Source organism: Methylobacterium sp. J-030, assembly GCF_022829545.1.
GTDB lineage: Bacteria > Pseudomonadota > Alphaproteobacteria > Rhizobiales > Beijerinckiaceae > Methylobacterium.
Genome location: NZ_JAKSYM010000225.1, coordinates 17,632 through 44,041, shown reverse-complemented (window position 1 = coordinate 44,041; position 26,410 = coordinate 17,632). Strand labels below are relative to the sequence as shown.

27 protein-coding genes are annotated in these 26,410 nt (G+C 70.9%); 15 read left to right on the top strand and 12 right to left on the bottom strand.

Going from position 1 to position 26,410, the window contains the following annotated elements; translation table 11 throughout:
• The first annotated feature begins 73 nt into the window (after positions 1-73).
• The 5 genes from MKK75_RS15100 (at position 74) to MKK75_RS15080 (ending at position 5,820) form a co-directional block, all read left to right on the top strand.
• The gene (locus MKK75_RS15100) at positions 74-1,240 is read left to right on the top strand and encodes a type III PLP-dependent enzyme (RefSeq protein WP_244043369.1); all 1,167 of its coding nucleotides are present in this window, start codon (positions 74-76) and stop codon (positions 1,238-1,240) included.
• A gap of 247 nt (positions 1,241-1,487) precedes the next feature.
• Entirely contained in the window at positions 1,488-2,039 is a 552-nt protein-coding gene (locus MKK75_RS15095; RefSeq protein WP_244043368.1) for a GNAT family N-acetyltransferase, read from the top strand.
• Between the two features lie 339 nt (positions 2,040-2,378).
• Positions 2,379-3,392 (top strand): N-acetyltransferase DgcN, encoded by a 1,014-nt coding sequence (dgcN, locus tag MKK75_RS15090; protein WP_244043367.1) that lies wholly within the window; start codon positions 2,379-2,381, stop codon positions 3,390-3,392.
• 1 nt (position 3,393) lies between these two features.
• Positions 3,394-4,377 carry an N-acetyl-D-Glu racemase DgcA gene (gene dgcA / locus MKK75_RS15085; protein ID WP_244043366.1) on the top strand — a complete coding sequence of 328 codons (984 nt, stop codon included), beginning with the start codon at positions 3,394-3,396 and terminating at the stop codon, positions 4,375-4,377.
• Between the two features lie 393 nt (positions 4,378-4,770).
• Positions 4,771-5,820, top strand: a complete 1,050-nt coding sequence (locus MKK75_RS15080) for a ketopantoate reductase family protein (RefSeq protein WP_244043365.1) — start codon at positions 4,771-4,773, stop codon at positions 5,818-5,820.
• Between the two features lie 130 nt (positions 5,821-5,950).
• Here MKK75_RS15080 and MKK75_RS15075 read toward each other — a convergent pair whose 3' ends face one another.
• The 4 genes from MKK75_RS15075 to moaA all read right to left on the bottom strand — a co-directional run bounded on the left by MKK75_RS15075 (position 5,951) and on the right by moaA (position 9,430).
• Complete coding sequence (locus tag MKK75_RS15075) at positions 5,951-6,289, bottom strand: DUF1491 family protein (RefSeq protein WP_244043364.1); 339 nt, start codon at positions 6,287-6,289, stop codon at positions 5,951-5,953.
• A gap of 160 nt (positions 6,290-6,449) precedes the next feature.
• Positions 6,450-6,650: a hypothetical protein gene (locus MKK75_RS15070; RefSeq protein ID WP_244043363.1), complete on the bottom strand. Its 201-nt coding sequence runs from the start codon at positions 6,648-6,650 to the stop codon at positions 6,450-6,452.
• A gap of 123 nt (positions 6,651-6,773) precedes the next feature.
• Positions 6,774-8,246: a glucose-6-phosphate dehydrogenase gene (gene zwf, locus MKK75_RS15065; RefSeq protein WP_244043362.1), complete on the bottom strand. Its 1,473-nt coding sequence runs from the start codon at positions 8,244-8,246 to the stop codon at positions 6,774-6,776.
• A gap of 131 nt (positions 8,247-8,377) precedes the next feature.
• A complete protein-coding gene (gene moaA / locus MKK75_RS15060) occupies positions 8,378-9,430 on the bottom strand; it encodes a GTP 3',8-cyclase MoaA (protein WP_244043361.1) in 1,053 nt (350 codons plus the stop codon).
• An 81-nt stretch (positions 9,431-9,511) separates the two neighbouring features.
• On the opposite strand from moaA, the gene MKK75_RS15055 reads away from it, so the two are divergent.
• Positions 9,512-9,934: a gamma-butyrobetaine hydroxylase-like domain-containing protein gene (locus tag MKK75_RS15055; protein WP_244043360.1), complete on the top strand. Its 423-nt coding sequence runs from the start codon at positions 9,512-9,514 to the stop codon at positions 9,932-9,934.
• 315 nt (positions 9,935-10,249) lie between these two features.
• Here MKK75_RS15055 and radA read toward each other — a convergent pair whose 3' ends face one another.
• Positions 10,250-11,686 carry a DNA repair protein RadA gene (radA, locus tag MKK75_RS15050; RefSeq protein WP_244043359.1) on the bottom strand — a complete coding sequence of 479 codons (1,437 nt, stop codon included), beginning with the start codon at positions 11,684-11,686 and terminating at the stop codon, positions 10,250-10,252.
• A 45-nt stretch (positions 11,687-11,731) separates the two neighbouring features.
• Positions 11,732-12,826, bottom strand: coding sequence for an alanine racemase (gene alr, locus MKK75_RS15045; RefSeq protein WP_244043468.1), 1,095 nt, complete (start codon positions 12,824-12,826; stop codon positions 11,732-11,734).
• A gap of 302 nt (positions 12,827-13,128) precedes the next feature.
• On the opposite strand from alr, the gene MKK75_RS15040 reads away from it, so the two are divergent.
• The 5 genes from MKK75_RS15040 (at position 13,129) to MKK75_RS15020 (ending at position 18,058) form a co-directional block, all read left to right on the top strand.
• Entirely contained in the window at positions 13,129-13,737 is a 609-nt protein-coding gene (locus MKK75_RS15040; RefSeq protein WP_244043358.1) for a CvpA family protein, read from the top strand.
• Positions 13,738-13,868: 131 nt separating this feature from the next.
• On the top strand, positions 13,869-15,350 hold the full coding sequence (gene purF / locus MKK75_RS15035; RefSeq protein WP_244043357.1) for an amidophosphoribosyltransferase: 1,482 nt from the start codon (positions 13,869-13,871) through the stop codon (positions 15,348-15,350).
• A gap of 173 nt (positions 15,351-15,523) precedes the next feature.
• Positions 15,524-16,273, top strand: a complete 750-nt coding sequence (locus tag MKK75_RS15030; protein WP_244043356.1) for an SDR family NAD(P)-dependent oxidoreductase — start codon at positions 15,524-15,526, stop codon at positions 16,271-16,273.
• Positions 16,274-16,471: 198 nt separating this feature from the next.
• On the top strand, positions 16,472-16,882 hold the full coding sequence (locus MKK75_RS15025; protein ID WP_244043355.1) for a dihydrofolate reductase: 411 nt from the start codon (positions 16,472-16,474) through the stop codon (positions 16,880-16,882).
• 57 nt (positions 16,883-16,939) lie between these two features.
• Positions 16,940-18,058, top strand: coding sequence for a carboxylate-amine ligase (locus tag MKK75_RS15020; protein WP_244043354.1), 1,119 nt, complete (start codon positions 16,940-16,942; stop codon positions 18,056-18,058).
• A gap of 39 nt (positions 18,059-18,097) precedes the next feature.
• Here MKK75_RS15020 and der read toward each other — a convergent pair whose 3' ends face one another.
• From der to MKK75_RS15005, 3 genes are all read right to left on the bottom strand, one after another.
• Positions 18,098-19,453, bottom strand: a complete 1,356-nt coding sequence (gene der, locus MKK75_RS15015) for a ribosome biogenesis GTPase Der (RefSeq protein ID WP_244043353.1) — start codon at positions 19,451-19,453, stop codon at positions 18,098-18,100.
• A 28-nt stretch (positions 19,454-19,481) separates the two neighbouring features.
• The gene (locus tag MKK75_RS15010) at positions 19,482-20,192 is read right to left on the bottom strand and encodes a tetratricopeptide repeat protein (protein WP_244043352.1); all 711 of its coding nucleotides are present in this window, start codon (positions 20,190-20,192) and stop codon (positions 19,482-19,484) included.
• Between the two features lie 186 nt (positions 20,193-20,378).
• Entirely contained in the window at positions 20,379-20,990 is a 612-nt protein-coding gene (locus MKK75_RS15005) for an NnrU family protein (RefSeq protein ID WP_244043351.1), read from the bottom strand.
• Between the two features lie 395 nt (positions 20,991-21,385).
• Between MKK75_RS15005 and MKK75_RS15000 the strand changes: the two genes are divergently transcribed.
• Positions 21,386-22,537 (top strand): hypothetical protein, encoded by a 1,152-nt coding sequence (locus MKK75_RS15000; protein WP_244043350.1) that lies wholly within the window; start codon positions 21,386-21,388, stop codon positions 22,535-22,537.
• A 54-nt stretch (positions 22,538-22,591) separates the two neighbouring features.
• Complete coding sequence (locus tag MKK75_RS14995) at positions 22,592-23,224, top strand: MSMEG_1061 family FMN-dependent PPOX-type flavoprotein (protein ID WP_244043349.1); 633 nt, start codon at positions 22,592-22,594, stop codon at positions 23,222-23,224.
• On the opposite strand, the gene MKK75_RS14990 is transcribed toward MKK75_RS14995, so the two are convergent.
• Positions 23,218-23,379, bottom strand: a complete 162-nt coding sequence (locus tag MKK75_RS14990; protein ID WP_244043348.1) for a hypothetical protein — start codon at positions 23,377-23,379, stop codon at positions 23,218-23,220. The genes MKK75_RS14995 and MKK75_RS14990 overlap by 7 nt on opposite strands.
• A gap of 123 nt (positions 23,380-23,502) precedes the next feature.
• Here MKK75_RS14990 and MKK75_RS14985 point away from each other — a divergent pair, with 123 nt between their 5' ends.
• Both MKK75_RS14985 and MKK75_RS14980 read left to right on the top strand, forming a co-directional pair.
• Positions 23,503-23,802: a hypothetical protein gene (locus tag MKK75_RS14985; protein ID WP_244043347.1), complete on the top strand. Its 300-nt coding sequence runs from the start codon at positions 23,503-23,505 to the stop codon at positions 23,800-23,802.
• The gene (locus tag MKK75_RS14980; RefSeq protein WP_244043346.1) at positions 23,802-24,062 is read left to right on the top strand and encodes a hypothetical protein; all 261 of its coding nucleotides are present in this window, start codon (positions 23,802-23,804) and stop codon (positions 24,060-24,062) included. The genes MKK75_RS14985 and MKK75_RS14980 overlap by 1 nt, the downstream gene beginning before the upstream one ends.
• Positions 24,063-24,082: 20 nt before the next feature.
• Here the strand turns inward: MKK75_RS14980 and MKK75_RS14975 are convergent, their stop codons facing one another.
• Together MKK75_RS14975 and MKK75_RS14970 are read right to left on the bottom strand one after the other, a co-directional pair.
• Positions 24,083-24,748 (bottom strand): SOS response-associated peptidase, encoded by a 666-nt coding sequence (locus MKK75_RS14975; protein WP_244043345.1) that lies wholly within the window; start codon positions 24,746-24,748, stop codon positions 24,083-24,085.
• A 93-nt stretch (positions 24,749-24,841) separates the two neighbouring features.
• Positions 24,842-26,320 (bottom strand): PAS domain S-box protein, encoded by a 1,479-nt coding sequence (locus tag MKK75_RS14970; RefSeq protein WP_244043344.1) that lies wholly within the window; start codon positions 26,318-26,320, stop codon positions 24,842-24,844.
• Between the last annotated feature and the right edge of the window lie 90 nt (positions 26,321-26,410).

Here is a 26,410-nt window from a genome sequence, read left to right as displayed (position 1 = left end):
GGCCTGTCCTGGCCGCCACCTTCGACAGCGCGCCCCGCGAAGGGCGCCCGCGAACCCGTGCCGGGAGACGACCATGACCGATCGCATCCGTGACTACCTGCGCGTGCGCCGCGACCGCGGTCAGGACGAGGGCCCCGTGATGGTCCTCGATCTCGACGTCGTGCGCGACAACTACACCGCCTTCGCGCGCGCCCTGCCGGACACCCGCGTGTTCTACGCCGTGAAGGCGAACCCGGCCCCGGAGATCCTGCGCCTGCTCGCCGAGATGGGCTCGTGCTTCGATACGGCGTCGGTTGCCGAGATGGAGATGGTGCTCGCCGCCGGCGCCACCGCCGACCGGATCTCCTTCGGCAACACCATCAAGAAGGAGCGCTGCATCGGCCGCGCCCTCGCGCTCGGCATCCGCCTGTTCGCGGTGGATTGCCAGGCCGAGGTGGACAAAATCGCCCGGGCCGCCGAGGCGCAGACCATGTCGACCGGCGAGATCCGGGTGTTCTGTCGCATCCTGTGCGACGGGGCCGGGGCCGACTGGCCGCTCTCGCGCAAGTTCGGCTGCGTGCCCGAGATGGCCGCGGACGTGCTGGAGCACGCCCACCGCCACGGGCTGGAGGCCTACGGCATCTCGTTCCACGTCGGCTCGCAGCAGGGCAACACCGAGGCCTGGGACGGGGCGCTCGGCTCCGCGGCTGCGATCTTCCGCGAGTGCGCGGAGCGCGGCATCGGCCTGTCGATGGTCAATCTCGGCGGCGGCTTCCCGACCCAGTACCTCAAGGCGGTGCCGGGCGTGGAGAGCTACGGCGAGGCGATCTTCCGGGGGCTGACCAAGCATTTCGGCAACCGGATCCCCGAGACGATCATCGAGCCGGGCCGCGGCATGGTCGGCAATGCCGGCCTGATCGAGGCGGAGGTGGTGCTGGTCTCGAAGAAGTCCGCGGCCGCGGACGAGGTCCGATGGGTCTACCTCGACATCGGCAAGTTCGGCGGGCTGGCCGAGACCATGGACGAGGCGATCCGCTACCCGATCCGCACCGCGCGGGACGGTGAGCAGACCGAGCCCTGCGTCATCGCCGGCCCGACTTGCGACTCGGTGGACGTGCTCTACGAGCGGCAGCTCTATCCGCTGCCGGTCTCGCTCTCGATCGGCGACAAGGTGCTGATCGAGGGCGCGGGCGCCTACACGACCACCTACGCGGCGGTGGCCTTCAACGGTTTCCCGCCCCTTCAGCAGATCGTCATCTGATTCTTCTTAGGATCGCGGCGGGATCCGATCGCGGTCGTCGGGACGTGCCGTCTTGCGAGCGGCGCGAAGCCATCCAGTGGCGCCACGCCGACCGCGGTCGCGCTGCCCCTGGGTCACTTCGCTTCGCTCGTGATGACGGCGCGGGCGACCCGGCCGGATCCGACACCGAACGCCGCACCGATGGAGGCCTCCGCTCTCCGTCGGACAACTCGCTTCTCCCGCTCGCCGGCCCGGGGAGGGTCGTGTCATGATCGAGATCCGCGCGGAGTATGGCCACGACGTCCCGGCGCGCGAGCGGCTGCTCGACGCGTGCTTTCCCGGTAATCGCCGGGCCAAGACCTCGGAGCGCCTGCGCGAGGGCCGTCTGCCGGCGCGCGGCCTCGCCTTCGCGGCGACCCGCGGCGGGCGGCTCGTCGGCACGCTGCGGCTGTGGCACGTCGAGACCGGCGACGCGCGCAAGGCGCTGCTGCTCGGCCCGCTGGCGGTCGATCCGGCGATCCAGGGCCAGGGGCTCGGCTCGGTGATGATGCAGGCGGCCCTGGGCCGGGCCGAATCGCTCGGCCACGGCGCCGTGCTGCTGGTCGGCGACGCGCCCTACTACACGCGCTTCGGCTTCGACCGGGCGCTGGCGGAGGGCCTGACCCTGCCGGGGCCGTTCGATCGCCCGCGCTTCCTCGGGCTGGAGCTGCGCGCGGGCGCGCTGGCGGGGGCCGAGGGGCTGGTCCGGGCGACCGGGGTTCTGGCGCCGGTGGACGCCGTGGCCAACGCGGCCCAGGTCGCGCGACGACGCGCCGCTTGAGCGGGGGGCGTCACGCGCCGCGGGCGGTGAGAGCCATTCTCCCGGGCCCAGCCGCGTCCGGGCAGCCTGTCTGACCGAGGATCCTGGGTTTCCAGAGGGCTGAAGCCGTTTGGCGGGTGCTCAGGGCGGAGCCCAGAGAGGGCCTTCAGGGCTCCGCCCTGGACCGGCGAAAGGTCTCAACCTGTCGAAACCAGGACCGGGGCTCCCGGCGCGGACGCGTCCCCGGCATGCGCGCAACGACGGCGGCGTCCACCGTCCTGGCCGGCCTCATGCATTGCGCCCAACGGTCGCGATCCCGCATAGACGGTCCGCCGGCCTCCGGAGAAGGTTGCTCGACCGATGCAGATCGCCACGCCCTATCTGATGTTCCTGGGTGACGTGCCCGACACGCTGGCGGCCAAGACCGCCTACGGGATCAAGGACTGGCGCCCCGAATGGTGCGTCGGCCAGATGCGCCTGCCGGGCTGCGCCGCCGATCTCGGCATCCCCGACATGACCCTGCCCGAAGCCCTGGCGAAGGGCTGCCGCACCCTGGTGATCGGTGTCGTCAACGCGGGCGGCGTGCTGCCCGATCACTGGGTGAAGGAGATCGTGGCGGCGATCGAGGCCGGCCTCGACGTGGCGAGCGGCCTGCACGTCAAGCTCGGCGCGGTGCCGGCCATCGCGGAGGCCGCCGCCCGGCGCGGCCGCCAGCTCCACGACGTGCGCCACACCGACGAGCGCTTCCCCACCGGCAAGGGCACCAAGCGGACGGGGCGGCGCCTGCTCACCGTCGGCACCGACTGCTCGGTCGGCAAGAAGTACACCGTGCTGGCCCTGGAGCGCGGCATGCGGGAGCGCGGCCTCGACGCCGATTTCTGCGCCACCGGCCAGACCGGGGTGTTCATCTCCGGCAAGGGCGTCGCCATCGACGCGGTGGTGGCCGACTTCATCTCCGGCGCCGTCGAGACGATCTCCCCGGACGCCGCCCCGAATCACTGGGACCTGATCGAGGGCCAGGGCTCGCTCTTCCACCCGTCCTTCGCAGGGGTGAGCCTCGGCCTGCTGCACGGCGCCCAGGCCGACGCCTTCGTGGTCTGCCACGAGCCGACCCGCACCACGATGCGCGGCGTGCAGCACCCGCTCCCGACCATCCGGCAGGTGATCGACTTGACCGTGCGGCTCGGCCGTCTGACCAACCCGGGCATCAGGCCGGTCGGCATCGCGGTCAACACGCAGGCGCTGCGCGAGTCCGAGGCCCGGAGCTTCCTTGAGGCGATCGGAGACGAGCACAGCCTGCCCGCCACCGACCCGGTGCGCTTCGGCGTCGACGGGCTGGTGGATCGGATCGTCGCCGACTTCCCGGGAGCCTGATATGGCCCGCCGCCTGACCCTCGCCGTCGAACGCTTCCCGATCGCGGGCGCCTTCACGATCTCCCGCGGCAGCCGCACGGAGATCGCCGTGGTGGTGGCCACCATCGCGGACGCGAACGGGGTCGGGCGCGGCGAGTGCGTGCCCTATCCGCGCTACGGCGAGAGCGTCGAGAGCGTCAGCGCCCTGATCGCGGGGCAAACGGAGGCGATCGCGGCCGGGATCGGGCGCGAGGAACTGATGGCGCGCATGGCCGCGGGGGCGGCGCGCAACGCCCTGGATTGCGCGCTGTTCGACCTGGAGGCCAAGCTCCAGGGCCGCCCCGCCTGGGCGATCGCCGGTCTCGCCGAGCCGCGTCCGGCGATCACCGCCTACACGCTGAGCCTCGGCACCCCGGAGAGCATGGCGGAGGCCGCCCGCACGGCGGCGCATCGTCCGCTGCTCAAGGTGAAGCTCGGCGGGGCAGGGGACCCGGAGCGCATCGCCGCCGTGCGGGCGGGGGCGCCCGAGGCCCGGCTGATCGTCGATGCCAACGAGGCGTGGCGGCCGGAGACCGTGGAGGCCAATCTGGAGGCCTGCCTGAGGGCCGGCGTCGCGCTGATCGAGCAGCCGCTCCCGGCCGATGCCGACGCGCTGCTCGCCGAGATCCCGCACCCGGTCCCGGTCTGCGCCGACGAGAGCCTGCACGACCGTGCCGGCCTCGACGCGCTGGCCGGGCGCTACGACGCGATCAACATCAAGCTCGACAAGACCGGCGGCCTGACCGAGGCGGTGCTGCTCGCCCGGGAGGCGCGGGCGCGGAGGCTCTCGATCATGGTCGGCTGCATGCTGGGCACGTCGCTCGGCATGGCGCCGGCGGCCCTGCTGGCGAACGACGCCGACTTCGTCGACCTCGACGGACCGCTGCTGCTCGCCCGCGACCGCGACCAGCCGCTGCGCTACGAAGGGAGCCTGATGTATCCGCCCGCGCCGGAGCTGTGGGGGTAGGGATCGCGCCGCCTGACGCCGCGCGCAATACACGACACGAAGCTGCAAGAGCCTCGATCGGCACTCCAACCCACCGCCTCATCCTGCGGGGCCGGAGCGCAGCGTAGGCCTCGAAGGGGCCCGCCAGGGATCGCGCGGCTGGCTGGAGCTCTCCTTCGAGGCCCGCTGCGCGGTCACCGCAGGATGAGGGGGGTGGAAGGGAGAGCCAGCCTGCGCCGTCGCGTGAACCGTGGTGACCCCATCCCGGCCGCTTTGGGATCAGGTATACCAGAACGCTTGCCTTCCGCCCGGCCGACTGCCATCCATTCTGGAAGCGATTGGGGCCATGGCATCGAAGCACTGGACCTGGCAGCCGAAGACAACAGCAAATCCAATATGCTGGGGAGGACTGATTTGGCTAAGAACATTCTGATCCTGGGGGCCTCCTACGGCTCGCTCCTGGGGACCAAGCTCCTGATGGCCGGTCACAACGTGACCCTGGTCTGCCGCCGGAAGACCGCCGACCTGATCAACCGCGAGGGCACCGAGGTCCGCATCAAGCTCCGCGACGAGAAGGAGCACCGGTCCATCCATTCGCGCGACCTGCCCGGCAAGGTCGACGCGATGCCCCCGGAAGATGTCGACGTGTCGCGCTACGACCTCGTCGGCCTCGCCATGCAGGAGCCGCAGTACAACAACCACACGATCCGCGTGCTGATGATCAAGATCGCGGCGGCGAAGCTGCCGTGCCTGTCGATCATGAACATGCCGCCGCTGCCCTACCTCAAGCGGATCCCGGCGCTCGCCGCCATGGATCTCGAGGACGCCTACACCAATGCCGGCGTGTGGGACCGGTTCGAGCCGGGCCTCGTCTCGCTCTGCTCCCCCGATCCGCAGGCCTTCCGGCCGCCCGAGGAGGAGGCCAACGTCCTCCATGTCGGTCTGCCGACGAACTTCAAGGCCGCGACCTTCACGGACGAGGCGCACAATCGCCTCCTCCGCGAGCTGGAGGCCGATATCGACGCCGTGCGCCTCGATGGGCAGGACGTGCCGGTGAAGCTCAAGGTGTTCGATTCGCTGTTCGTGCCGCTGGCCAAGTGGTCGATGCTGCTCACCGGGAATTACCGCTGCATCACGCCCGGCGAGCCGCAATCGATCCACGACGCGGTCCACGGCGATCTCGCGCGCTCCCGGGCAATCTACGAGCACGTCGACGGCATCGCCCGGAAGCTCGGCGCCGACCCGGCCGATCAGGTGCCGTTCGAGAAATACGCCCGCGCGGCCGAGAGCCTGCTGAAGCCGTCCTCGGCCGCGCGGGCGGTGGCGAACGGGGCGCCCTACATCGAGCGGGTCGATCTGCTGGTGAAGCTGATCTCCCACCAGCTCGGCGAGCCGAACGCCGAGATCGACCGCACGGTCGAGACCGTCGACCGGAAGCTCGACGAGCGCATCATCGAGGGCTGATCGGTCCCGCCGCGTTCGCGCCTCCGCGATCACGCGCGGAGCGAAGTGACCCAGGGCAGCGCGACGTCGGTCGGCGTGGCGCTCCTGGATTGCTTCGCTCCGCTCGCGAGGACAGTGGCGGGCGTCGCTGTCACTCCGCCAGATCCAGAAAATGCCGGCCCTGCCGGTCGTCGATCTCGATGATCCAGAGGTCGGAATCGAACCGGATCTCCTTGGTCAGGCGCGCCTCCACGTCGAGGGGGCTGGCGCCGGCCACGATCGCGGCGAAGCGGCGGTCGCCGCTCTCCTCGGCCTCGAACAGGGCCTGCGGCGCCGGTCCGTAGAGATCGGCGCTGCCGTCGAGCCGGTCGACCTTCACGAAGATCGCGCCCGCCTCCGCGGCCCCGCGCCGACGCAGCACCGCCGGGATGCCCGCGACGTCGAGGCGGCGCAGATGGGCCGAGACCCAGAAATCGGAACGCAGGCGCATGCGGTTCAGCCCCTCGGGAACGCGCCCGGTATAGCCCCCGAGACCCGGGAGGAGGCGCCCGCGTCAGCGGGCCTCGCAGGAGCGCCCCTTCGAGGCTCGCGCTCCGCTCCGGCGCCTCAGGATGCGGTGGAGGGTTGGATAGGCCGAGTCCGGCACGCTCTCAGACCGTGCGTTGGTCCTGCTCCCGGCGCCGGGCGAGTCGGGTGGCGCCGTAGATCGCGCTCAAGCGGCGTCGGGCCTCGGAGACCGGCGGCGCCTGCCGCTCGTCATGGGCGGCCGCGATGACGCGCAGCGCCGCGGCGACCGAACGCTCCATGCGGCGCTCGGCCAGGGCGGCCGCGTCCCGATAGGTGTCGAGCATGCGAAGATCCCTCGTGCGGGGCCGTGTCCGCCCTCTGGCGGGGCGGTGACCGGCTGCACCGGGAGAGTTCATCCCCGGCTTGACGGTATGATGGCAGCTTGGCCGTAAGCTGGGGATAGCGCTCTAGCGCAGCTCCTCGTGCCAGGTCCGGCCGTCGCGCTCGATCAGCGCGATGGCGGCGGTCGGTCCCCAACTGCCGGCCGGGTAGGGGCGGGGCGCCTCGGGCCGGTCGGCCCAGGCCTTGAGCACGCCGTCCGCCCAGGCCCAGGCGGCCTCGACCTCGTCGCGGCGCATGAACAGGGTGGCGTTGCCGCGGACCACATCCATCAGCAGGCGCTCGTACGCATCCGGATAGCGCTGCTTGAAGGTCTCCTCGAAGGAGATGTCGAGGTCGGTCGGGCGCAGGCGCAGGCCGCCGGGACCCGGGTCCTTGGTCATCACCTCGAGCTTCATGCCCTCCTGCGGCTGGAGGCGGATCACGAGGCGGTTCGGCTCGCGCCCGAAGGCCTCCTCGGGGAAGATCGAGAACGGCGAGGCGCGGAACTGCACCACGATCTCCGAGAGCTTCTGGGGCAGGCGCTTGCCGGTGCGCAGGTAGAACGGCACCCCGGCCCAGCGCCCGGACTGGATCTCGACCTTCATGGCCACGAAGGTCTCGGTCCGGCTCTCGTGGCCGAGTTCGGTGAGGTAGCCCTCCACCGGCTTGCCGTCGACGGCGCCCGCCACGTACTGGCCGCGCACGGTCATGCTCTGGATGTCGTGGGCGGTGATCGGCTTCAGGGCCCGCAGCACCTTCAGCTTCTCGTCGCGGACCGAGTTCGCCTCCAGATTGAGCGGGCTCTCCATGGCGGTGAGGCAGAGGAGCTGCAGGATGTGGTTCTGCAGCATGTCGCGCATCGCGCCCGACGTGTCGTAGTAGCCGGCCCGGCCCTCGACCCCGACGGTCTCGGCGACGGTGATCTGGACGTGGTCGATCACGTCCGAGGTCCAGAGCCGCTCGAAGATCGTGTTGGCGAAGCGGAGCGACAGCAGGTTCTGGACCGTCTCCTTGCCGAGGTAGTGGTCGATCCGGAAGATCTGCGATTCGGGGAAGACCTCGCCGACCGCGTCGTTGATGGCGCGGGCCGATTTGAGATCCTTGCCGATCGGCTTCTCCAGCACGACCCGGGACTTCGCGCCGACGAGGCCGTGGGTGGCGAGGTTGCGGCAGATCGAGCCGTAGAGGTCGGGGGAGGTGGCGAGATAGTAGGGCCGCACCTGATCGGGCCGCTCGTCGAGCAGGGCCACAAGGTCGTCCCAGCCGCTCTCCCCCGCGCCGTCGACCGCCACGTAATCGACGTGGTCGAGGAAGCGCTGGAGCATGTCCTCGGGCAGGTCGGAGGCCGGCACGAAGCGCTTGAGGGCGTCGCGGGCGTGCTCGTGAAAGGCGTCGCGGGACAGGTCCGAGCGCGAGGCGCCGATGATCCGGCTGGTCTCCGGGATCTGGCCGTCCCGGAAGCGGTAGAACAGCGCCGGCAGAAGCTTTCGTGCGGTCAGATCGCCGGTCGCGCCGAACACGACGCAGTCGAAGGAAGCGACGGGGATGATCGTGGCCAAGTGCGGCTCCCGGTTGTCGTGCGCTGGTCCCGCGCGGCGTGTGCACCGCACACACCTAACCTGGGAGCAAGGGCTTCGCCAGACGAGGGCCGCCTCGCATTGTTCGGGCCGCGGGCAGGAACCGGAAGCGGCTACCCCCCCGTGACGCTCATGTGCCGCGGTACGGCGGCGGGGCGCTGGCGCTCGATGACGAAGTCGTGCCCCTTGGGCTTGCGGGTGATCGCCTCGACCACGGCCGCCGCCAGCACGGCATCGTCCTGGGAGGCGCGCAGCACCGCCCGGAGATCGGCCGAATCCTCCTGGCCCAGGCACAGGTAGAGCTGGCCGGTGCAGGTCAGGCGGACCCGGTTGCAGCTCTCGCAGAAATTATGGGTCAGCGGCGTGATGAAGCCGAGGCGGCCGCCGGTCTCCTCGACGCGGACGTAGCGGGCCGGGCCGCCGGTCCGGTCGGGCAGGGGGGTCAGCGTGTAGCGGGTCTCCAGGCGCTGCCGAGCCACCGACAGGGGCAGGAACTGGTCGGTCCGGTCCGCCTCGATCTCGCCGAGCGGCATCACCTCGATCAGCGTCATGTCCATGCCGAGGCCGTGGGCCCAGGCGATCATGTCGGGGATCTCGTCGGCGTTGAGGTCGCGGAGCGCCACCGCGTTGATCTTCACCTTCATCCCGGCGGCGCGCGCCGCCGCGATGCCGTCGAGCACCACCTTGAGGTCGCCCCGGCGGGTGATCGCCCGGAATTTTTCAGGGTCGAGCGTGTCCAGCGAGACGTTGATCCGGCGCACGCCGAGGCTCGCCAACTCGGCGGCGTAGCGGGTGAGCTGCGTGCCGTTGGTGGTCAGCGTCAGCTCCTCCAGCGCCCCCGAATCGAGGTGGCGGGCGAGGCGGCGGAACAGGTGCATGATGTCCCGGCGCACCAACGGCTCGCCGCCGGTGATCCGGAGCTTGCGCACGCCGCGGGCGATGAACACGCCGCAGAGCCGGTCCAGCTCCTCGAGGGTGAGCAGGTCGCGCTTGGGTAGGAACTCCATGTGCTCGGACATGCAGTAGGCGCAGCGCAGGTCGCAGCGATCCGTCACCGAGATGCGGAGGTACGAGATCGCCCGCTGGAACGGGTCGATCAGGGGCGCGGGCCCGGCGGGGACGCCATCCGCGACGGTCTGCGGCGTCAGGGAGCTGTCATCGAGCATCGTCCGGCATATGATGCCCCAAACGGTTGCGGGCAAGCGTGCCGCTGGCCGCAGCCCCGGATTGCGTGAGGAGTGTGACCCGTGAGCGAGGATCTGTGGCCGACCGAGATCCGCCTGTCGGCCGACCGGCGGAGTCTCAACGTCGCCTTCGAGGACGGGGCGCGCTACGCGCTGCCGGCCGAGTACCTGCGGGTGTCGAGCCCGTCCGCCGAGGTGCAGGGGCATTCGCCGCTTGAGCGCAAGGTGATCGGCGGCAAGCGATCCGTGGCGATCCTGGCGGTGGAGCCGGTGGGCAACTACGCAGTCAAGCTCGGCTTCGACGACATGCACGACACCGGCATCTTCGGCTGGGGCTACCTGCACACGCTGGGCCGCGAATACGAGACGCGCTGGAACACCTACCTCGCCGAACTCGCCGAGCGTGGCCTCGACCGCGACACGGCGCGCCACGCCGCGGCCAAAAGCGGCGGGGGCTGCGGCTCGGGCTCGTGCGGGTGCCATTGAGCGGGATGTTTTCGCAGGGGCGCCGGACCCGGGTGCCGCAGTCTTCACGAGGGTGGGCGGGGATCCGACGATAGCGCGTCGGACGGATCGTGCGCCGTCCTTCTCCTGGGCGCATGCAGCGCCAGCGGAATGCGGCCCGGGATCCAGCACGAAACTTCGCGAAGCGTCCGCGTCGACTAACCTGTGCCGCTTGCGCGGCGCTTTTTGTACTGGATCCCGGATCGGGCTCCTCTGCCGCTCCACCCGTCCGGGAAAGGGGTGCGCGTGATGGGGCCGGGGGCGGACATTCAGGGCCGGGCCTTCGGCCCGACGCGCCTACACCTCCTCGTCGGCGTAGCGCGACGGCGCCCGTCCGCGGCCGCCGGATCCCCTGCGCGGCGCCCCCGCGCTGATCCCCGCCACCAGATCGGCGATATGGCGCAGCGTCTCGACCGAGAGCGCCTTCTCGCCCTCGCCGCGGCCCTGCGGGATCAGCGCCTTGGCGAAGCCGAGTTTTTGGGCTTCTTTCAGCCGCGATCCCGCCTGCGCAACGGGCCGGATCGCACCGGAAAGCCCGATCTCGCCGAAATACACCGTCTCCGGCGGCAGCACGGCCCCTGAGAGCGACGAGACCAGGGCGGCGGCCACCGCCAGATCCGCCGCCGGCTCGGTGATGCGCAGGCCGCCGGCGACATTCAGATACACGTCGTGCGTGCCGAGCCGGATGCCGCCATGGGCCTCCAGCACCGCCAGCACCATCGACAGCCGGTTCGGGTCCCAGCCGACCACGGCGCGGCGCGGCATGCCGAGCGAGGAGGGCGCCACCAGGGCCTGGATCTCCACCAGAAGCGGCCGCGTGCCCTCCATACCGGCGAAGACGGCGGTGCCCGCGGCCTGATGGTCGCGCCCCGCCAGGAACAGCGCCGAGGGGTTGGGCACCTCGGCGAGGCCCGCATCGGTCATCTCGAACACGCCGATCTCGTCGGTCGGCCCGAACCGGTTCTTCACGGCGCGCAGGATGCGGAAATGGTGGCCCTGGTCGCCCTCGAAGGAGGCGACCGCGTCGACCATGTGCTCCACCACCCGGGGGCCGGCGATCTGCCCGTCCTTGGTGACGTGGCCGACCAGGATCACCGCCGTGCCGGTGGTCTTGGCGAAGCGGATCAGCGCCTGGGCCGAGGAGCGCACCTGCGTGACCGTGCCGGGGGCCGATTCCACCGTCTCGGTCCACATGGTCTGGATCGAGTCGATGATGGCGAGCGCGGGCGGGCGGCCCTGGCTCAGGGTCTCGACGATATCCTCGACGTTGGTCTCGGCGGCGAGCTGCACCGGGCGGTCGCTCAGGCCCAGCCGCTCGGCCCGCAGCCGCACCTGCCCGACCGCCTCCTCGCCCGAGATGTAGGCGACCCGCTCGCCCGTCCCGGCCATGGCCGCGGTGGCCTGCATCAGCAGGGTCGACTTGCCGATGCCGGGATCGCCGCCGAGCAGGATCACCGAGCCGCGCACGAAGCCGCCGCCGGTCACCCGGTCGAGCTCGCCGATCCCCGAGGGCATGCGCGGCGCCTCCTTGGCCTCGCCGGTCAGCCCCTCCAGCGGGAAGACCCGGCCACGGTTGCGCGACGGCCGCGTCGCGGCGGGACCCGACTGGCCGGGGGCGGCGGGCGCCTCCTCGACGATCGTGTTCCAGCCGTTGCAGGCCTCGCAGCGCCCGCGCCAGCGGTTGTAGACCGCCCCGCAGGACTGGCACACGAAGGTCTGGTGGATCTTGGCCATGCGGGTCCGAGCGCCGGCCGGCCGGCGGTCCTGGGAGGAATCGGGTCAGTCTACATAAGTTCGAACATAACGAGAACCCAAGCCCGTGAGGATCTCGTAACCGATCGTGCCGGCGGACCGGCCGACGGTGTCGATGTCGAGGCCGTCGCCGATCAGCACCGCCGTGGCGCCGCGGTGCGCCGCGGGGGCGGCGGTGACGTCGAGGATGATCAGGTCCATCGAGACGAGGCCGAGGATCGGGCAGGGCACGCCGCCGACCAGCGCCTGCCCGCGCCCGCTGATCGCCCGGGGAAGCCCGTCGGCGTAGCCGAGCGAGAGCGTGGCGAGACGGCTCGCCCGGGGGGCGGTCCAGCGGCCATTATAGCCCGCGCTGGCGCTGGCCTCGACGTCGCGCACCTGCGCGATCAGCGCCTCCAGGCGTACCACCGGCCGCATCGGGTTCGCGGCCCCCGGCGTCGGATTGCCGCCGAACAGGGCATAGCCCGGCCGCAGCAGGTCGTGCCGGGCGCCGTCGCGGAAGACACCCGAGGAGTTCGCCAGCGAGGCCCGGATCCCCGGATAGGCCGCCCGGACACGGGCGAAATCGGCGATCTGCCGGTCGTTGACCGGATCCTCCGGCTTCTCGGCGCTGACGAAGTGGCTGAGGAGCAGGTCGATCCCGGCCGCGGCGATCCGTGCATCACCCGCAAGCTCCAACGCCTCCGGCACCGGCAGCCCCAAGCGGTTCATGCCGGTATCGACGTGGAGCGCGGCCGGCAGGTGCCCGGCCGAGAGACTTGCCCATTCCGACAGTTCCTCGACGCTGCCGAGCACGGGGCGCAGCCCGTGCGCCGCGAAGGCTCCGGCGGCGCCCGGCGGCAGACCGTTCAGGATGTAGATCTCCGCCTCCGGCAGGGCGGCGCGGGCCGCGATCCCCTCGGAGAGGTGCGCGACGAAGAAGGTCCGGCAACCCGCTGCCCAGAGGGCCGGCCCGACCCGGCCGATGCCGCAGCCATAGGCATCGGCCTTCACCACCGCGGCGCAGGCGGATCCCGGGCCGCGGGCGGCCAGCAAACGCCAGTTCGCCGCGATCGCCCCGAGGTCGATCGTCAGGCGGGCGCCGTGGGCGCCGATCTCCGTCCCCGGTCCGGCCTCGACCACGCAGACCGCCTCCTTCCGCTCGCCGCCGGAGTTCCGGAAGCACGAGCCGGACCCATAGCACCGGGGCGGCTTCTTCGTGGAGCCGGGCCGCTCGAGGGCAGCCTTGCGCTGACGATTGGGCACGGCCAAGGAAGGCCGCTGATGCACGGCCGAGGAAGGCCGCTGATGCACGGACGGCACAGGCCCGGGATGAGAGGGGTACGCCAGGGTGACGGCCGAGGCCGGGCTTGGTATAAATCCACCGCGGTCCGGGGGAGCCGCACGGCCGACGCGCCATCCCCGCGGGTACCAAAAGCATCACGATGCCGTTTACCGTCCTCGATCTCGTCGTGCTTGGCATCGTCGCGGTGTCCGCGCTGCTGGCGGCCGTGCGCGGCGTCACGCGCGAGGTGCTGGCGATCATCGCCTGGGTGGCGGCGGCCGCGGTCGCCTGGACGCTCTATCCGATGCTGCTCCCCACCGTGAAGCAGCACGTGAACAGCGACACCGTGGCGCTGGTCGCCTCGATCGCGGCCATCTTCCTCGGCACGCTGATCATCGTCTCGATCATCACGGTGAAGATCTCGGACGTCGTGCTCGATTCGCGCATCGGCGCGGTCGATCGCTCGCTGGGCTTCCTGTTCGGGGCGGCCCGCGGCTTCCTGATCTGCGTGATCGGCTGGGTGTTCCTGTCCTGGCTGGTCCAGGGCAAGGTGCCGGACTGGGCCGCGCAGGCCCGCTCGCGCCCGATGCTGGAGAAGTCCGGCGACGCCCTGGTGGCGCAGCTCCCCGAGAACCCGGAGGGCTTCCTGAAGCAGTTCAAGAAGCCGAAGGCCGTCACGCCGCCCAACGAGGCGGCCGATGCCCCGGCCGAGACCGATCCGGCGCCCCAGCGCCGCACCGAGACCGCACCGGCCCCGACGCGACGCTGATCTGCGGTATTCGCCGTAGGTCGCGTCATGCGGAACGCCTAGATAGCGGTTCCGGTGACGAACGGATTGCATCCGCGACGACCGGCGCGCCGGCCCGTCGCCGCCGGGACCCGTGAGGGATCGACCGCAGCATGTCACACGCCGCCAACCCGCAGGCTGATCCCAGCTTCGATTTCGATCTCGACGGCGACACGCTCCGTGAGGAATGCGGCGTCTTCGGCATCTTCGGGCACCCGGAGGCCTCGACCATCGTGGCGCTCGGGCTGCACGCCCTGCAGCACCGGGGCCAGGAGGCGGCCGGCATCGTCTCGTTCGACGGCAACGTGTTCCATTCCGAGCGGCGCCCCGGCCTCGTGGGCGATTCCTTCTCGGACGGCGAGACCATCGCCCGTCTGAAGGGTCGGGCCGCCATCGGCCACGTGCGCTACTCGACCACCGGCGGCACGATCCTGCGCAACGTGCAGCCGCTCTTCGCGGAGCTCGCCAGCGGCGGCCTGGCGGTCGCCCATAACGGCAACCTGACCAACGCCCTCTCGATCCGCCGCGACCTCGTGCGCGACGGCGCGATCACCCAGTCGACCTCCGACACCGAGGTGATCCTGCACCTCGCGGCCCGCTCGCGGAAGCCGCGGATCATCGAGCGGTTCATCGATGCTCTGCAGGCGATCCAGGGCGCCTACGCGATCGTGGCGCTCACCAACAAGAAGCTGATCGGCGCCCGCGACCCGCTGGGCATCCGCCCGCTGGTGCTGGGCGAACTCGACGGCCGCTACATGCTGGCCTCCGAGACCTGCGCGCTCGACATCATCGGCGCCCGGTTCGTGCGCGACATCGAGAATGGCGAGATCGTGGTGATCTCCGAGGAGGGGATCGAGTCGATCCGCTTCGCCGAAGCCGCGCCGATGCGGCCCTGCATCTTCGAGTACATCTACTTCGCCCGGCCGGATTCGGTGGTGAACGGCAAGAGCGTCTACGGGGTGCGCAAGGCGATCGGCCGGGAACTCGCCCGGGAGGCCGCGGTCACCGCCGACGTCGTCGTGCCGGTGCCGGATTCCGGCGTTCCCGCCGCACTGGGCTTCGCGCAGGAGACCGGGCTGCCCTTCGAGATGGGGATCATCCGCAACCACTATGTCGGCCGGACCTTCATCCAGCCGACCCAGTCGGTGCGTGAACTCGGCGTGCGGATGAAGCACTCGGCCAACCGCACGGCGATCGAGGGCAAGAGCATCGTGCTGGTGGACGACAGCCTCGTGCGTGGCACCACCTCGGTGAAGATCGTCCGGATGATGCGCGAGGCTGGCGCCGCCGAGGTCCATTTCCGGATCGCCTCGCCGCCGATCACCTACCCGGACTTCTACGGCATCGACACGCCGGAGCGCGAGAAGCTGCTCGCCGCGACCCATGACCTCGAGGGCATGCGCAAGTATATCGGCGCCGATTCGCTGGCCTTCCTGTCGATCCCCGGCCTCTACCGGGCGATGGGCGAGGAAGTGCGGAATGCGGCATGCCCGCAATACACCGACCACTGCTTCACGGGCGATTACCCGACCGGCCTGACCGATCTCTCCATCGCCGGCCCGAAGCGCTTCGCCATGCTGGCCGAGGCGGACTGACAGGTCCCGGGTTCCCAAAGGGCCGCGCCCTGTGGCGGGGACTTGGGGCGGAGCCCCGATGTCGGGCTTCGCCCGAACCCAGCGGGCTCCGCCCTGCACCCGCAAAAGGTCGAAGACCTTTTGAAACCGGGATTTCTCGACCCTTCGCGCCGAAATGCGCTAGGTCCCCGTCCATGGCTGAGTCTCAGAGACCTCTGGAAGGCCGCGTCGCGGTCGTCACCGGCGCATCCCGCGGCATCGGGCGGGCCGCCGCCCTGGCGCTGGCAGGGGCGGGGGCGCACGTGATCGCGGTCGCCCGCACGGTCGGCGCCCTGGAGGAACTCGACGACGCGATCCGCGCGGCGGGCTCCAGCGCGACCCTGGTGCCCTTCGACCTCGCCGATTACGAGGCGATCGACCGCCTCGGCGCGGCGATTAACGAGCGCTGGAAACGGCTCGACATCCTGATCGCCAATGCCGGCATCCTCGGCGCGCTCATGCCGATCGGCCACATCACCCCCAAGATCTGGGGGCAGGTGATGGATGTGAACGTCACTGCCAACTGGCGCCTGATCCGCTCGCTCGACCCGTTGCTGCGCATGTCGGATGCCGGGCGGGCGATCTTCGTCTCATCCGGGGCGGCCTCGAAGTGCCGGCCCTATTGGGGACCCTACTCGGTCTCGAAGGCGGCGCTGGAAGCCCTGGTGCGCACCTACGCGGCCGAGAACGCGAGCACGGCCATCCGGGCGATGCTCGTCAACCCGGGCCCCCTGCGCACCGGCATGCGCCGCTCGGCCATGCCGGGCGAGGATCCGGAGACGCTGCGGACCCCGGAGGACCTCGCGCCCCACTTCGTGCGGCTCGCGTCCCCGGACTGGACCGAAACCGGCAAGCTCTACGATTTTCCCACCGACCGGGTGCTGCAGTTCCGCGCACCCGAATGACCTGACCTGTTGTTGCGCAACACCTGATCCCACCCAACACCCTCATCCTGAGGTGCCCGCGCCAGCGGGCCTCGAAGGAGTCCTCCAGGTGTCGCGCGATCTCTGGAGTCCTCCTTCGAGGCTGCTGCGCAGCACCTCAGGATGAGGGGATGGGTGGGATCCGCGTGGTGCGCTGGCTTGGCGAACCGGACCAAACATATGATCGACGTCCGCTGCATCTGTGCGATCGGCCTGCGGGGCCAGCTCGGCCTGAACGGGCATCTGCCCTGGGAGGGCAACACCGATCCGCTCTTCGTCGAGGACGTGACGCGCTTCTTCGCGCTGACCATGGGCCACGTGCTGATCGCCGGCCCGAAGACCGTGGCCTCGGTTCCCGAATTCGCCTTCAAGGACCGCACGATCGACGTGATCCGCAGCCACGAGGATCCGGAAGCGGTGCTCAAGCGCTATCCGGGCCGGCGGATCTTCGTGGGCGGCGGCATCGCGGTGTGGAACGTCTACGCGCGGTACATCCAGAACTGGGACATCACGCGCCTGCCCTATGACGGCGAGGCGGACCGGTGGTTCGATCCGGCCTGGCTGGTGGGCGGGACGCTGCGGGCGGGGTGAGGGCACCTTCGTCCGGGCCGGCGCGTTGGCGCACGCGTCGCGTTTGCGGAGACCACGATGAGCGCCCACAGCTACCGCTTCGGCATTGAGGAGGAATACTTCCTCGCCGATGCCGAAACACGCGGGACGCCGCGCGGCGACCTCGCCGCCTTCCACGCGCGGGTGACGGCGGAGCTGCCCGAGACGGGGCGCGAGCTGGTGGCCGCACAGGTCGAGGTCTGCACGCCGCCGCTCACCGACGCGGCCGCCGCCCGAGACAATCTCGGCGGCCAGCGGGGGCAGCTCGCCGGCATCGCGGCGGAGCACGGATTGCGCCTGCTGGCCTGCGGCACCCACCCCCTCGCGCGCTGGGCCCGCCAGACCGCCACCGACGGGGAGCGCTACCTGGGCATCCTGTCGGATGTCGGCATCGCGGCCCGGCGGGCGCTGATCTGCGGCATGCATGTCCATGTCGAAGTGCCGGACCCCGACGCGCGCATCGACCTGATGAATCGGCTGCTGCCGTTCCAGCCGCTGCTGCTCGCCCTTTCGGCCTCCTCGCCGTTCTGGCAGGGCGAGGCGACGGGCCTGCGGGCCTACCGCCTGAGCGTGTTCGGCGAGTTGCCCCGCACCGGCCTCCCGGAGATCTTCTCCGACGCCGCCGCCCATGCGCGGTTCGTCGACATCATGACCCGCTCGGGCGCCATTGCGGATGCGAGCTTCCTGTGGTGGTCGCTGCGCCCGTCGATCAAATTCCCGACGCTGGAACTGCGCATCGCCGATGCCTGCACGCGGCTCGACGATTCCCTCTGCGTCGCCGCCCTGTTCCGCTGCCTCGTACGCCTGTGCGTGCGCCGGCCGGATCTCCATGCCGGGCTCGACGGCGTCTCGCGGGCCCTGGCCTCCGAGAACCTCTGGCGCGCCCAGCACAGCGGCGTGCAGGCCACGCTGATCGACGAGGAACGTGGCGAGGCGGTGCCGTTCGCAGAGGCGCTGGAGACCGTCCTCGCCCTGGTGGACGAGGATGCGGACGCCCTCGGCTGCGCGGCCGATCTGGCCCGCGCCCGGGCCATCGTCGCCGACGGCACCAGCGCCGATGGGCAACTCACGGCCTACGAAGCGGCGCTCGCCGATGGACGGGACGAGCGCGCCGCGCTGGCGGCGGCTGTGGATTGGATCGCCGAAGCGGCGCGATGACGGGCGAGGTTGCCGCGAGGCATGCGCTCGCCGCCCGCCTCAGCCCTTGTCGAACGGGTTCTGCGAGGTCCGCAAGCTCAGGCGGATCGGCGTCCCCGGCAGGTCGAAGGCCTCCCGCAGGGCGTTCACGAGGTAGCGGGTGTAGGATTTCGGCAGGGCGTTGAGCTGGTTGCCGAACAGCGCGAAATGCGGTGGCCGGCTCTTCACCTGCGTGGCGTAGCGGATCTTGATCCGCCGGCCCGACACCGCGGGGGGCGGATTGCGCGAGGTCGCCTCGTTCAGCCAGTCGTTGATGCGGGACGTCGAGATCCGCTTGTCCCAGACCTCCGCCGCCTGGACCACCGCCTGCATCAGCTTGTCGATGCCGTCGCCGGCGAGGCCGGAGAGCGGCACCACCGAGACCCCGCGCACCTGCGGCAGCAGCCGGGTACAGTCCTCGCGCAGCTGCTTGAGCAGGCCCGGCTGGTCGGCCACGAGGTCCCACTTGTTGAGGCCGATCACCAGGGCGCGGCCCTCGCTCTCCACGAGGTCGACGATGGTGAGATCCTGCTTCTCGAAGGGGATCGTGGCGTCGAGGAGCACCACCACCACCTCGGCGAAGCGCACGGCGCGCAGGCCGTCCGAGACCGCGAGCTTTTCGAGCTTGTCGTCGATCCGGGCGCGGCGGCGCATCCCGGCGGTGTCGTGCAGCTTGATGCGGCGCCCGCGCCACTCCCAGTCCAGGGAGATCGAGTCGCGGGTGATGCCGGCCTCGGGGCCGACGAGCAGCCGATCCTCCCCGAGCATGTGGTTGATCAGGGTCGACTTGCCGGCATTCGGCCGGCCCACGATCGCGACCTTGAGGGCGCGGCCGCCGGGGGCATCGTCCGCCGCGTCGTCATCCTCATCGTCGTCGGGACGGGGCAGGGCGGCCGCCAGGGCCTCGTGCAGCTCGCCCAGGCCCTCGCCGTGCTCGGCCGAGAACGGGATCGGGTCGCCGAGCCCGAGGGTGAAGGCCTCGTAGGCCCCGGCGAGCCCGACGCCGCCCTCGGCTTTGTTGGCGATCAGGATCACCGGGCTGCCGGCGCGACGCACCAGCTCGGCGAAGGGCTGGTCGGCCGGCAGCACGCCGGCACGGGCGTCGATCACGAACAGCACCACGTCGGCGGCCAGGATCGCCGCCTCGGTCTGCATCCGCATCCGGCCCGTGAGGGTCTTCTCGTCCGCTTCTTCCAGGCCAGCGGTGTCGATCACCCGGAACTGGAGGCCGCCGAAGGTGACGTCGCCCTCGCGCCGGTCGCGGGTCACGCCCGGGCGGTCGTCGACCAGCGCGAGCTTCTTGCCCACGAGGCGGTTGAACAGGGTCGACTTGCCGACGTTCGGCCTCCCGACGATCGCGACGGTCGGCATATCCATGATGGGTCTCGAAGAAAGTCCGGAGAAATCAACGCGTGATCGGCGGGGGCGGTGCGGCGGGCTCGGGCTTGGCCTCGGTCACCGTGACGGGGCCGCCCGCCACGATCGCCGCGTAGACCTCGATCCGGTCGCGCAGGTTCCGCGGGGTGTCGGGATCGGCCACGATCTGGTCGAACCAGCGCCCGGCCTCCTCGTAATCGCCCTTCTTCAGGGCGGCCAGACCCAGCATCTCGCGGGCGGTGTGGCGGAACGGCGTGCCGGCGGCGAGCCCCTGGAGGTTGGCGAGCGCCGGATCCGGGTTCGGCCCGTCGAGGCGCAGCAAGGCCGCGCGCAGGCGGGCGAGGTCGCGCAGGCCGTCGCCCAGGCCGGTGTCGTCGGCGAGCGTGTCGAACGCCGCGGCGCCCGCCGCCGCATCGTGCTTGCCGGTCTCGGCCGCCGCACGGAAGCGGGCGAGCAGCCGGTAGCCCGCGGGCGCCTGCGCCTCCAGGGCGTCGAACGCCTTGTCGGCCTCCGCGATCTTGCCGTCCCGGGCGAGGCGGTTGGCGTCATCGAACTGGACGGACGCCGTCTCGGCGGCGGCGCGCTGCTGGGCCTGCCAGTAGCGCCAGCCCGCGACCCCCGCCACGAGGAGCACGGCGAGCGCGATGATCACGCCGCTGTAGCGCTTCCAGATCTGGAGGATCCGGTCGCGGCGGTAATCCTCGTCGACTTCGCGAAGGAACTCGTTGTTCTCGGCCATTCTATCCCGGGCCGCCTGAGCCGGCGGCCACCTCGTACCTCGATCGGGCCCCGCGCCTAACACACGGGCGCCGGGTTGGCGACAGCCCCGTCCCGGGCCGGTTCCCGCAGCCCTGGATCGGCGCTTCAGGGCTGCGCCCTGAAAACCTACCCACGGGCTCGCCTTCGGGGAACCCCGGACTCCGGGTCAGGCCGTCGTGCCCGGCCAGACCGGCACGCCGATCACCGGGTAGTGCAGGTAGCGGGCGAAGATGAACCACGCCGCCGTGCCGATCACCACCGCGAGGATGTCGTTGCGCCAGCCAAGGGGCGCCGCCGCGGGGCCGCCATGCTGGGCCACCACCGCGCCCGGCGCGAGGGCCCGGCGCTTGGCGCTGATCCGGGCCGCCACCGCCCAGGCCAGGAAGCCGCCGAACAGCAGCATCGAGCCGAGGTCGCCGTTGGCCAGGAGATGGGCCGTCGCCCAGATCTTCACGGCGAGCAGCATCGGGTGCTTGGCCTTGGCGCGGATATGGCCCGGCAGGTAGGCGGCGGCGAGGCAGATGAAGGCCAGCAGCACCAGCGTCAGCGCGAGGTGGCGCGTCCAGACCGGCGGGTCCCAGACCGGAATGTAGCCGTTCAGGCGATAATCGTGGAAGCCGACCCCGATGAGGATCAGGCCCAGCAGCGACAGCGCGGTGTAGCCGAGCTTGTAGCGGTTCTCGCCGATGCGGACGACGATTTCGGCGCGCCGGGCGCGGGCCATCGAGAAGGCGTGCGTGCCGAGGAACAGCGCGAGCCCGAGAATCAGGAGCAGCATGGAAGACTCTTGGACGGGCCAGTGGAGTGCAAGCACTCTGTAATGGTTCTCAAGCGAATCTCAGCCTGTTTGTCCAGGCGCGGCCGGGACGCAGCCGGATGGCGGCCATGGGCTGGACGATCAGGATTGCTGGGCGGAGCGGCGGATGCGCTGTCGCATCCTCCGTCGGATTTGGAAGAACGGCTCCGCGGGATCTCCCTCCCCCCTCTGCGGGGGAGGGTGGCCCGCGAAGCGGGTCGGGAGAGGGGAGCCCGGCTTCCGAAAAGGCCGGGACCTTCATGGAGGCCACTGCCTTTTTCTGCACCGTCGCGCCCCTCTCCCGACCCCTGCTCACGCAGGGGCCACCCTCCCCCACAGAGGGGGGAGGGAGGGCGTCGCGCGTCGCATGTGCGGCATTGCTGATCCTGACCCTCATCCCCCACCCGGCTCTCGCCGCGTCCGATCCCCCCCTCTCGGCCCTGACCCTGGTCGGCCCGCCGTCGATCGTCTTCAAGGCCGGCCGCGACGCCTGCGACGGGGCCGACGTGCCCGATGCCCCGGCCCGGGCCTTCCGCGACGCGTCGGGCGCCGTGGCCCTCTACGGGATGCATTACCGCAACCGGGCGCTGCGCGGCCCGGATCTCGGCCACCTCAAGCTCGACTGCACGGTCGTGCTCGACTCGGGCGAAAAGTCCGATCCGGCGGCCTACGACGACCGCTCCTGGATCACCGCCACCTGGACCGAGGACGGCACCCGCGTGGCCGCGCTCCTGCACCACGAGTATCAGGCCAACGAGCATCCCGGCCGCTGCCCAGCGGGCGAATACATGGCCTGCTGGTACAACACGATCACGGCCGCCGCTTCGGCAGACGGCGGTCGCAGCTTCACCCGGAAAAGCCCGCCCGTGGTGGTGGCCGGCGCCCCGTTCCGGCAGGAGGTCGACCAGGGCCACCACCGGGGCTTCTTCAATCCGTCGAACATCGTGGCCGATGGGCGCTGGCGGTACTTCCTCGCCTCGACCACCGGCTGGACACGCCCCGGCAGCGATCAGGAGGCCGGCGTCTGCCTGTTCCGCAGCGACGATCCCGCCGACCCGACCCGCTGGCGGGGCTGGACCGGCACCGGATTCACCGCCGCCTTCCCGGACCCCTATCGGGCGCCCGCCCCGAAGCCCGCGACCTGTCAGACGGTCGGGCCGTTCCCGGGGCCGGTCGGCGCCGTGGTCCGCCACCGCGGCTCCAGCGGCTGGATCGCGGTGTTCATGGCCAAGGCCGGCGACGGCTTCCCGCATTCCGGCTTCTACTGGACCAGCTCCCGCGACCTGATCACCTGGGACCAGCCGCGCCTCCTCGTCGCGGGCGCGACCCTCTACGACGATCCCTGCACGGCGAACGGACCGCTGATCGCCTACCCGTCGCTGCTCGATCCGGACGCGAAGGGGCGCAATTTCGACGATGTCGGCGACACGGCGCTCCTGACCTACGCCCGCCTGCAGACCGAGGGCTGCACCATCACCTCCGACCGGGATCTGCTGCGCCGTCCAGTGGCGATCCGGGTCTGGCCCTGATCGCCTTGACGCGCCCGCGCCAGCCGGGTGATTCAGACGTGTGACGAGGTGCCCATGGATGCCGGAACGCCCACGCCCCCCGCGGTCCACGACGAAGCGGCGCTGCGCACGCAGTTCGGGCCGGTCGGGCCGCTCGCCGCCCACAAGGTGCTGGATCACCTGGATGATTACGCCCGGCGGTTCATCGCCCTGTCGCCGTTCGTGGTGGTGGCGAGCGCGGATGCGGCCGGCCAGGTCGATGCCAGCCCCCGCGGCGACGCCCCCGGCTTCGTGGCGGTGCCCGACGCGCGCACCCTGGTGATCCCGGACCGGCGCGGCAACAACCGGATCGACACGTTCGTCAACCTGCTGGAGGCGCCCGGGCTCGGGCTGATCTTCCTGGTGCCGGGGATCAACGAGACCCTGCGGGTGAACGGCACGGCCGCGATGACGCGGGATCCCGCCCTGCTCGAACCCCTGGCGGCCGAAGGCAGGATCCCGGCCGCAGGGCTCGTGGTGCGGGTGCGGGAGGCGTTCTTCCACTGCGGCAAGGCGATGATCCGCTCGCACCTGTGGGATCCGGCACGCCACGTTCCGCGCGACACCTTCCCGAGCCTCGGGCGCATCCTCGCGGAGCAGACCGCGACCGCGACCGTCGCGGAGGCCGAGGCCTCGATCGCCGAGGCCTACCGGACGCGGCTCTACTGACCGATCCGCTGGCAGAGCACGGTACCCAGCGTCACGCCCAGCATCAGGGTGGTGGCCGAGAGCAGCACCGTGGTGGCACGGGCATAGGCGCGGCCCGCGTGGATCAGCAGGCAGCCGCAGGCGAAGATCGCGACGGGCTCGAGCAGGTGCGACACGGGCGGCGTCCTCTGGGGTCAAGCGGATGCGCGGTCGAAGGGCCTCAGCTTCGGCCGGGTCGCGTGAAAACCCGGTTAACGTCGGCTATACGGGTGTCCCGACCGGCCGCGAGAGGGTCCCGCATGAGCAGCTTGAGGATGCCGCAGGCGCGGCGCGGGCACGCGGTCGCGCCGCCCGCCGCGGATACCGCTGTGCTCGGAACGGGCGCCGTCGGAGCCGGGGCGATGGGCGCCTCGGCGCTGGGCGCGCTCGCGCTCGGAGTCGCTGCCTTCGGGGCGGTGGCGATCGGGGCCTTCGCGATCGGCCGCCTCTCGGTCGGCCGCGCCCGCGTGGGGGCGCTGGAGGTCGGGTCGCTGGAGATCGACACGTTGACGGTCCGGGCGCTGCGCCTTCCGGAACGAGATCAGCGGGGAGAACCCTGATGACCGATGCGAAGCCTCCATTCCGTCCCTCGGATTCCATGGACGTGCTCGGCGAGGCGGAGGGCGATTTCGTCCTGCCGCTCTGCCTGCCGCAGCCCAGCCTGCTGATCGGCGAGGATCTCGCCATGGTGGTGCTCGACACGATCCACGGCCAGCGAGTCGGCCTGCCGCTCAGCGCACAGGGCGCGACGGATCTGCACGCGGTTCTGGCCGAGGTCATCCGCCTGCTGCAGGGGCGCGACGGCGGCCCGGTTCAGTAGAAGCGCCGGGCGACCCCTCGTCAGGTCGTCTCCGGGTCGGGCCCGTCCGAGCGCGGGCCGCGGGCCACCTCCCGCATCTCCGAATCCGGCAGCGGGCGCTGCAGGCGCAGAGCCTCCGCGGTCGGGGCTTCGAGCCAGGTGGCCCATTCCTCCGGATCCGTGAGCAGGACCGGCATCGCCTTGGGGTGGACCGGCCCGACGATTCCGTTGGCCTCCGTGGTCAGGAAGGCGAACAGCGTGTGCTCGGCCTCGGCGCGGTCGGGGTTCTCGCGCTTCGTCCCTCGCACGCCGGTCCAGGGCCGCCAGATCCCCGCGAAGGCGAAGAGCGGCCGGTCCTCCGCCAGGGCGAACCAGACCGGTGTCTTGCGCGGCTTCGTGTCGGCGTATTCGCTGAAGGCCGTGGCCGGCACGAGGCAGCGATGGGCCGGCCCGAGCCAGGGCCGCCAATGCGGGCTCGCGACGTTGCGCACGTTGGTGACGGGCTGCTCGCCGAACGCCTTCGGGCCGGGCAGGCCCCAGCGCAGCATCGCGAGTTCCCGGCCGTCCGGGCCGTTGCGCGCCACCGGGGCCATCCGATCGGGGAAGATCGCCGGGAGCGGCGGCAGATTACCGGTGCGGTCGTCCGCGATCCCGAAGGCACGGCGCAGGTCCGCCGGGCCGCCGCGCAGGCTGTAGAGGTTGCACATGGCCCGTCCCGCCGGTCCCGGTCCCGCATCCGGGACCCCGCGCCTTCTCGGTGCGGGATGCGGGGCCGTCAACACCGACGGTTGTGTGACCGGTTACGCGAGGCCCTGGGCGGCGGCGCGCAGCTTCTGGGTGGCCCGATCGGCTTCGCCTGCGGATTGGGCGATCTCGCCGAGGCCGCTGGTGATCAGGCCGACGCCCTTCGCGGCCCCCTGCATGTTCGCCGACATCTCGCGCGTCACCGCGGATTGCTCCTCGACCGCCGTGGAGATCGCGCTCGCAACCTCGTTCAGCCGCACGATCGTGGCCTGGATCGCGCCGATCGCCCCGACGGCCTCGCGGGTGGCCTCCTGGGTCCCGGAGATCTGGGTCCCGATCTGCTCGGTCGCCCGGGCCGTCTGGTTGGCGAGTTCCTTCACCTCGGCGGCGACCACCGCGAAGCCCCGGCCCGCATCGCCGGCCCGGGCCGCCTCGATCGTTGCGTTAAGCGCCAGCAGGTTCGTCTGCGCCGCGATGCTCTGGATCAGCGCTACGACCTCGCCGATCTGCGCGGCCGCCTCGCTGAGCCCGCCGATGATGGTCTGCGTCGTCTTCGCCTGATCGACCGCCCGCCCGGAGATGTCCGAGGCCTGCACCACCTGCGCGCTGATCTCGGCGACCGAGGCGGCAAGCTGCTCGGCCCCGGAGGCCACCGCCTGGATGTCGCCCGAGACCTGCGTCGAGGATCCCGCCGCCTCTGCGGCCTGCTGCGAGACGTGCGACGAGGCGTCGGCAATCGCGTTCAGGTCGCGGGCCATGACGCGCTGAAGCTCGGCCCGGCTCTCGCGGTCCCGCGCCTGGGCGGTGACATCGGTGGCGAACTTGACGATCTTCATGAGGTGCCCGTCGCGGTCGAAGACCGGGTTGTACGACCCCAGGATGTGGACCGTGTGGCCGTCCTTGGCGACGCGCCGGAACTCGGCCATCTCGTACTGGCCGGATGCCAGCCGGCTCCAGAAAGTCCGGTACTCGGCCCCGTCGCGGGCCGCCGCATCGATGAACAGGCTGTGGTGCCGGCCCACGACCTCGTCCAGGCAGTAGCCCATCAGGGTGAGGAAGTTCTCGTTCGCGGTCAGGATCTCGCCGTCGCCCCCGAACTCGATCACGGCCTGCGACCGGTTGATCGCCTTGATCTGTCCTTCGTACTCGATCGTGCGCAGCACCTGCGCGGTGACGTCGCTGGCGAATTTGACGACCCTGACCGGCTTGCCGCCGCGGCCGAGGATCGGGTTGTAGGTCGCCTGGAGCCAGATCTCGCGGCCCCCTTTGCCGATGCGCTTGAATTCGCCTGCCTGGAACGTGCCGCTTCGGAGCGCGGACCAGAATGCCCGGTAGGCCGCGGTGTCGCGATAGGCGGGGTCGACCAAGTCGGCATGCGGCTTGCCGCGAATCTCGTCGAGCCGGTATCCGAGGGCATCACAGAAATTTCTGTTCGCCGTTAAAATCGTTCCGTCGAGATCGAACTCGATGACAGCTTGAGAACGATTCAAAGCATTGAGCTTAGAAGTAATGTCGCGATTGAAGAACAGGTTCATTGGGATCTTCCTATTTCGCGGCGATGGCGCTCTCGTTGATGCTATCCGAGAGTTCGAACACGATGCGCCATACACTGCCTTAGCTGGATA

Excerpts from the sequence above, each read along its gene's own strand:
- MKK75_RS15100 (WP_244043369.1), top strand. The coding sequence starts at position 74 with ATGACCGATCGCATCCGTGACTACCTGCGCGTGCGCCGCGACCGCGGT.
- MKK75_RS15095 (WP_244043368.1), top strand. The coding sequence starts at position 1,488 with ATGATCGAGATCCGCGCGGAGTATGGCCACGACGTCCCGGCGCGCGAG.
- dgcN (WP_244043367.1), top strand. The coding sequence starts at position 2,379 with ATGCAGATCGCCACGCCCTATCTGATGTTCCTGGGTGACGTGCCCGAC.
- dgcA (WP_244043366.1), top strand. The coding sequence starts at position 3,394 with ATGGCCCGCCGCCTGACCCTCGCCGTCGAACGCTTCCCGATCGCGGGC.
- MKK75_RS15075 (WP_244043364.1), bottom strand. The coding sequence starts at position 6,289 with ATGCGCCTGCGTTCCGATTTCTGGGTCTCGGCCCATCTGCGCCGCCTC.
- MKK75_RS15070 (WP_244043363.1), bottom strand. The coding sequence starts at position 6,650 with ATGCTCGACACCTATCGGGACGCGGCCGCCCTGGCCGAGCGCCGCATG.
- moaA (WP_244043361.1), bottom strand. The coding sequence starts at position 9,430 with ATGCTCGATGACAGCTCCCTGACGCCGCAGACCGTCGCGGATGGCGTC.
- radA (WP_244043359.1), bottom strand. The coding sequence starts at position 11,686 with ATGGCCAAGATCCACCAGACCTTCGTGTGCCAGTCCTGCGGGGCGGTC.
- MKK75_RS15040 (WP_244043358.1), top strand. The coding sequence starts at position 13,129 with ATGCCGTTTACCGTCCTCGATCTCGTCGTGCTTGGCATCGTCGCGGTG.
- purF (WP_244043357.1), top strand. The coding sequence starts at position 13,869 with ATGTCACACGCCGCCAACCCGCAGGCTGATCCCAGCTTCGATTTCGAT.
- MKK75_RS15030 (WP_244043356.1), top strand. The coding sequence starts at position 15,524 with ATGGCTGAGTCTCAGAGACCTCTGGAAGGCCGCGTCGCGGTCGTCACC.
- MKK75_RS15025 (WP_244043355.1), top strand. The coding sequence starts at position 16,472 with ATGATCGACGTCCGCTGCATCTGTGCGATCGGCCTGCGGGGCCAGCTC.
- MKK75_RS15020 (WP_244043354.1), top strand. The coding sequence starts at position 16,940 with ATGAGCGCCCACAGCTACCGCTTCGGCATTGAGGAGGAATACTTCCTC.
- der (WP_244043353.1), bottom strand. The coding sequence starts at position 19,453 with ATGGATATGCCGACCGTCGCGATCGTCGGGAGGCCGAACGTCGGCAAG.
- MKK75_RS15010 (WP_244043352.1), bottom strand. The coding sequence starts at position 20,192 with ATGGCCGAGAACAACGAGTTCCTTCGCGAAGTCGACGAGGATTACCGC.
- MKK75_RS15005 (WP_244043351.1), bottom strand. The coding sequence starts at position 20,990 with ATGCTGCTCCTGATTCTCGGGCTCGCGCTGTTCCTCGGCACGCACGCC.
- MKK75_RS14995 (WP_244043349.1), top strand. The coding sequence starts at position 22,592 with ATGGATGCCGGAACGCCCACGCCCCCCGCGGTCCACGACGAAGCGGCG.
- MKK75_RS14985 (WP_244043347.1), top strand. The coding sequence starts at position 23,503 with ATGAGCAGCTTGAGGATGCCGCAGGCGCGGCGCGGGCACGCGGTCGCG.
- MKK75_RS14980 (WP_244043346.1), top strand. The coding sequence starts at position 23,802 with ATGACCGATGCGAAGCCTCCATTCCGTCCCTCGGATTCCATGGACGTG.
- MKK75_RS14975 (WP_244043345.1), bottom strand. The coding sequence starts at position 24,748 with ATGTGCAACCTCTACAGCCTGCGCGGCGGCCCGGCGGACCTGCGCCGT.
- MKK75_RS14970 (WP_244043344.1), bottom strand. The coding sequence starts at position 26,320 with ATGAACCTGTTCTTCAATCGCGACATTACTTCTAAGCTCAATGCTTTG.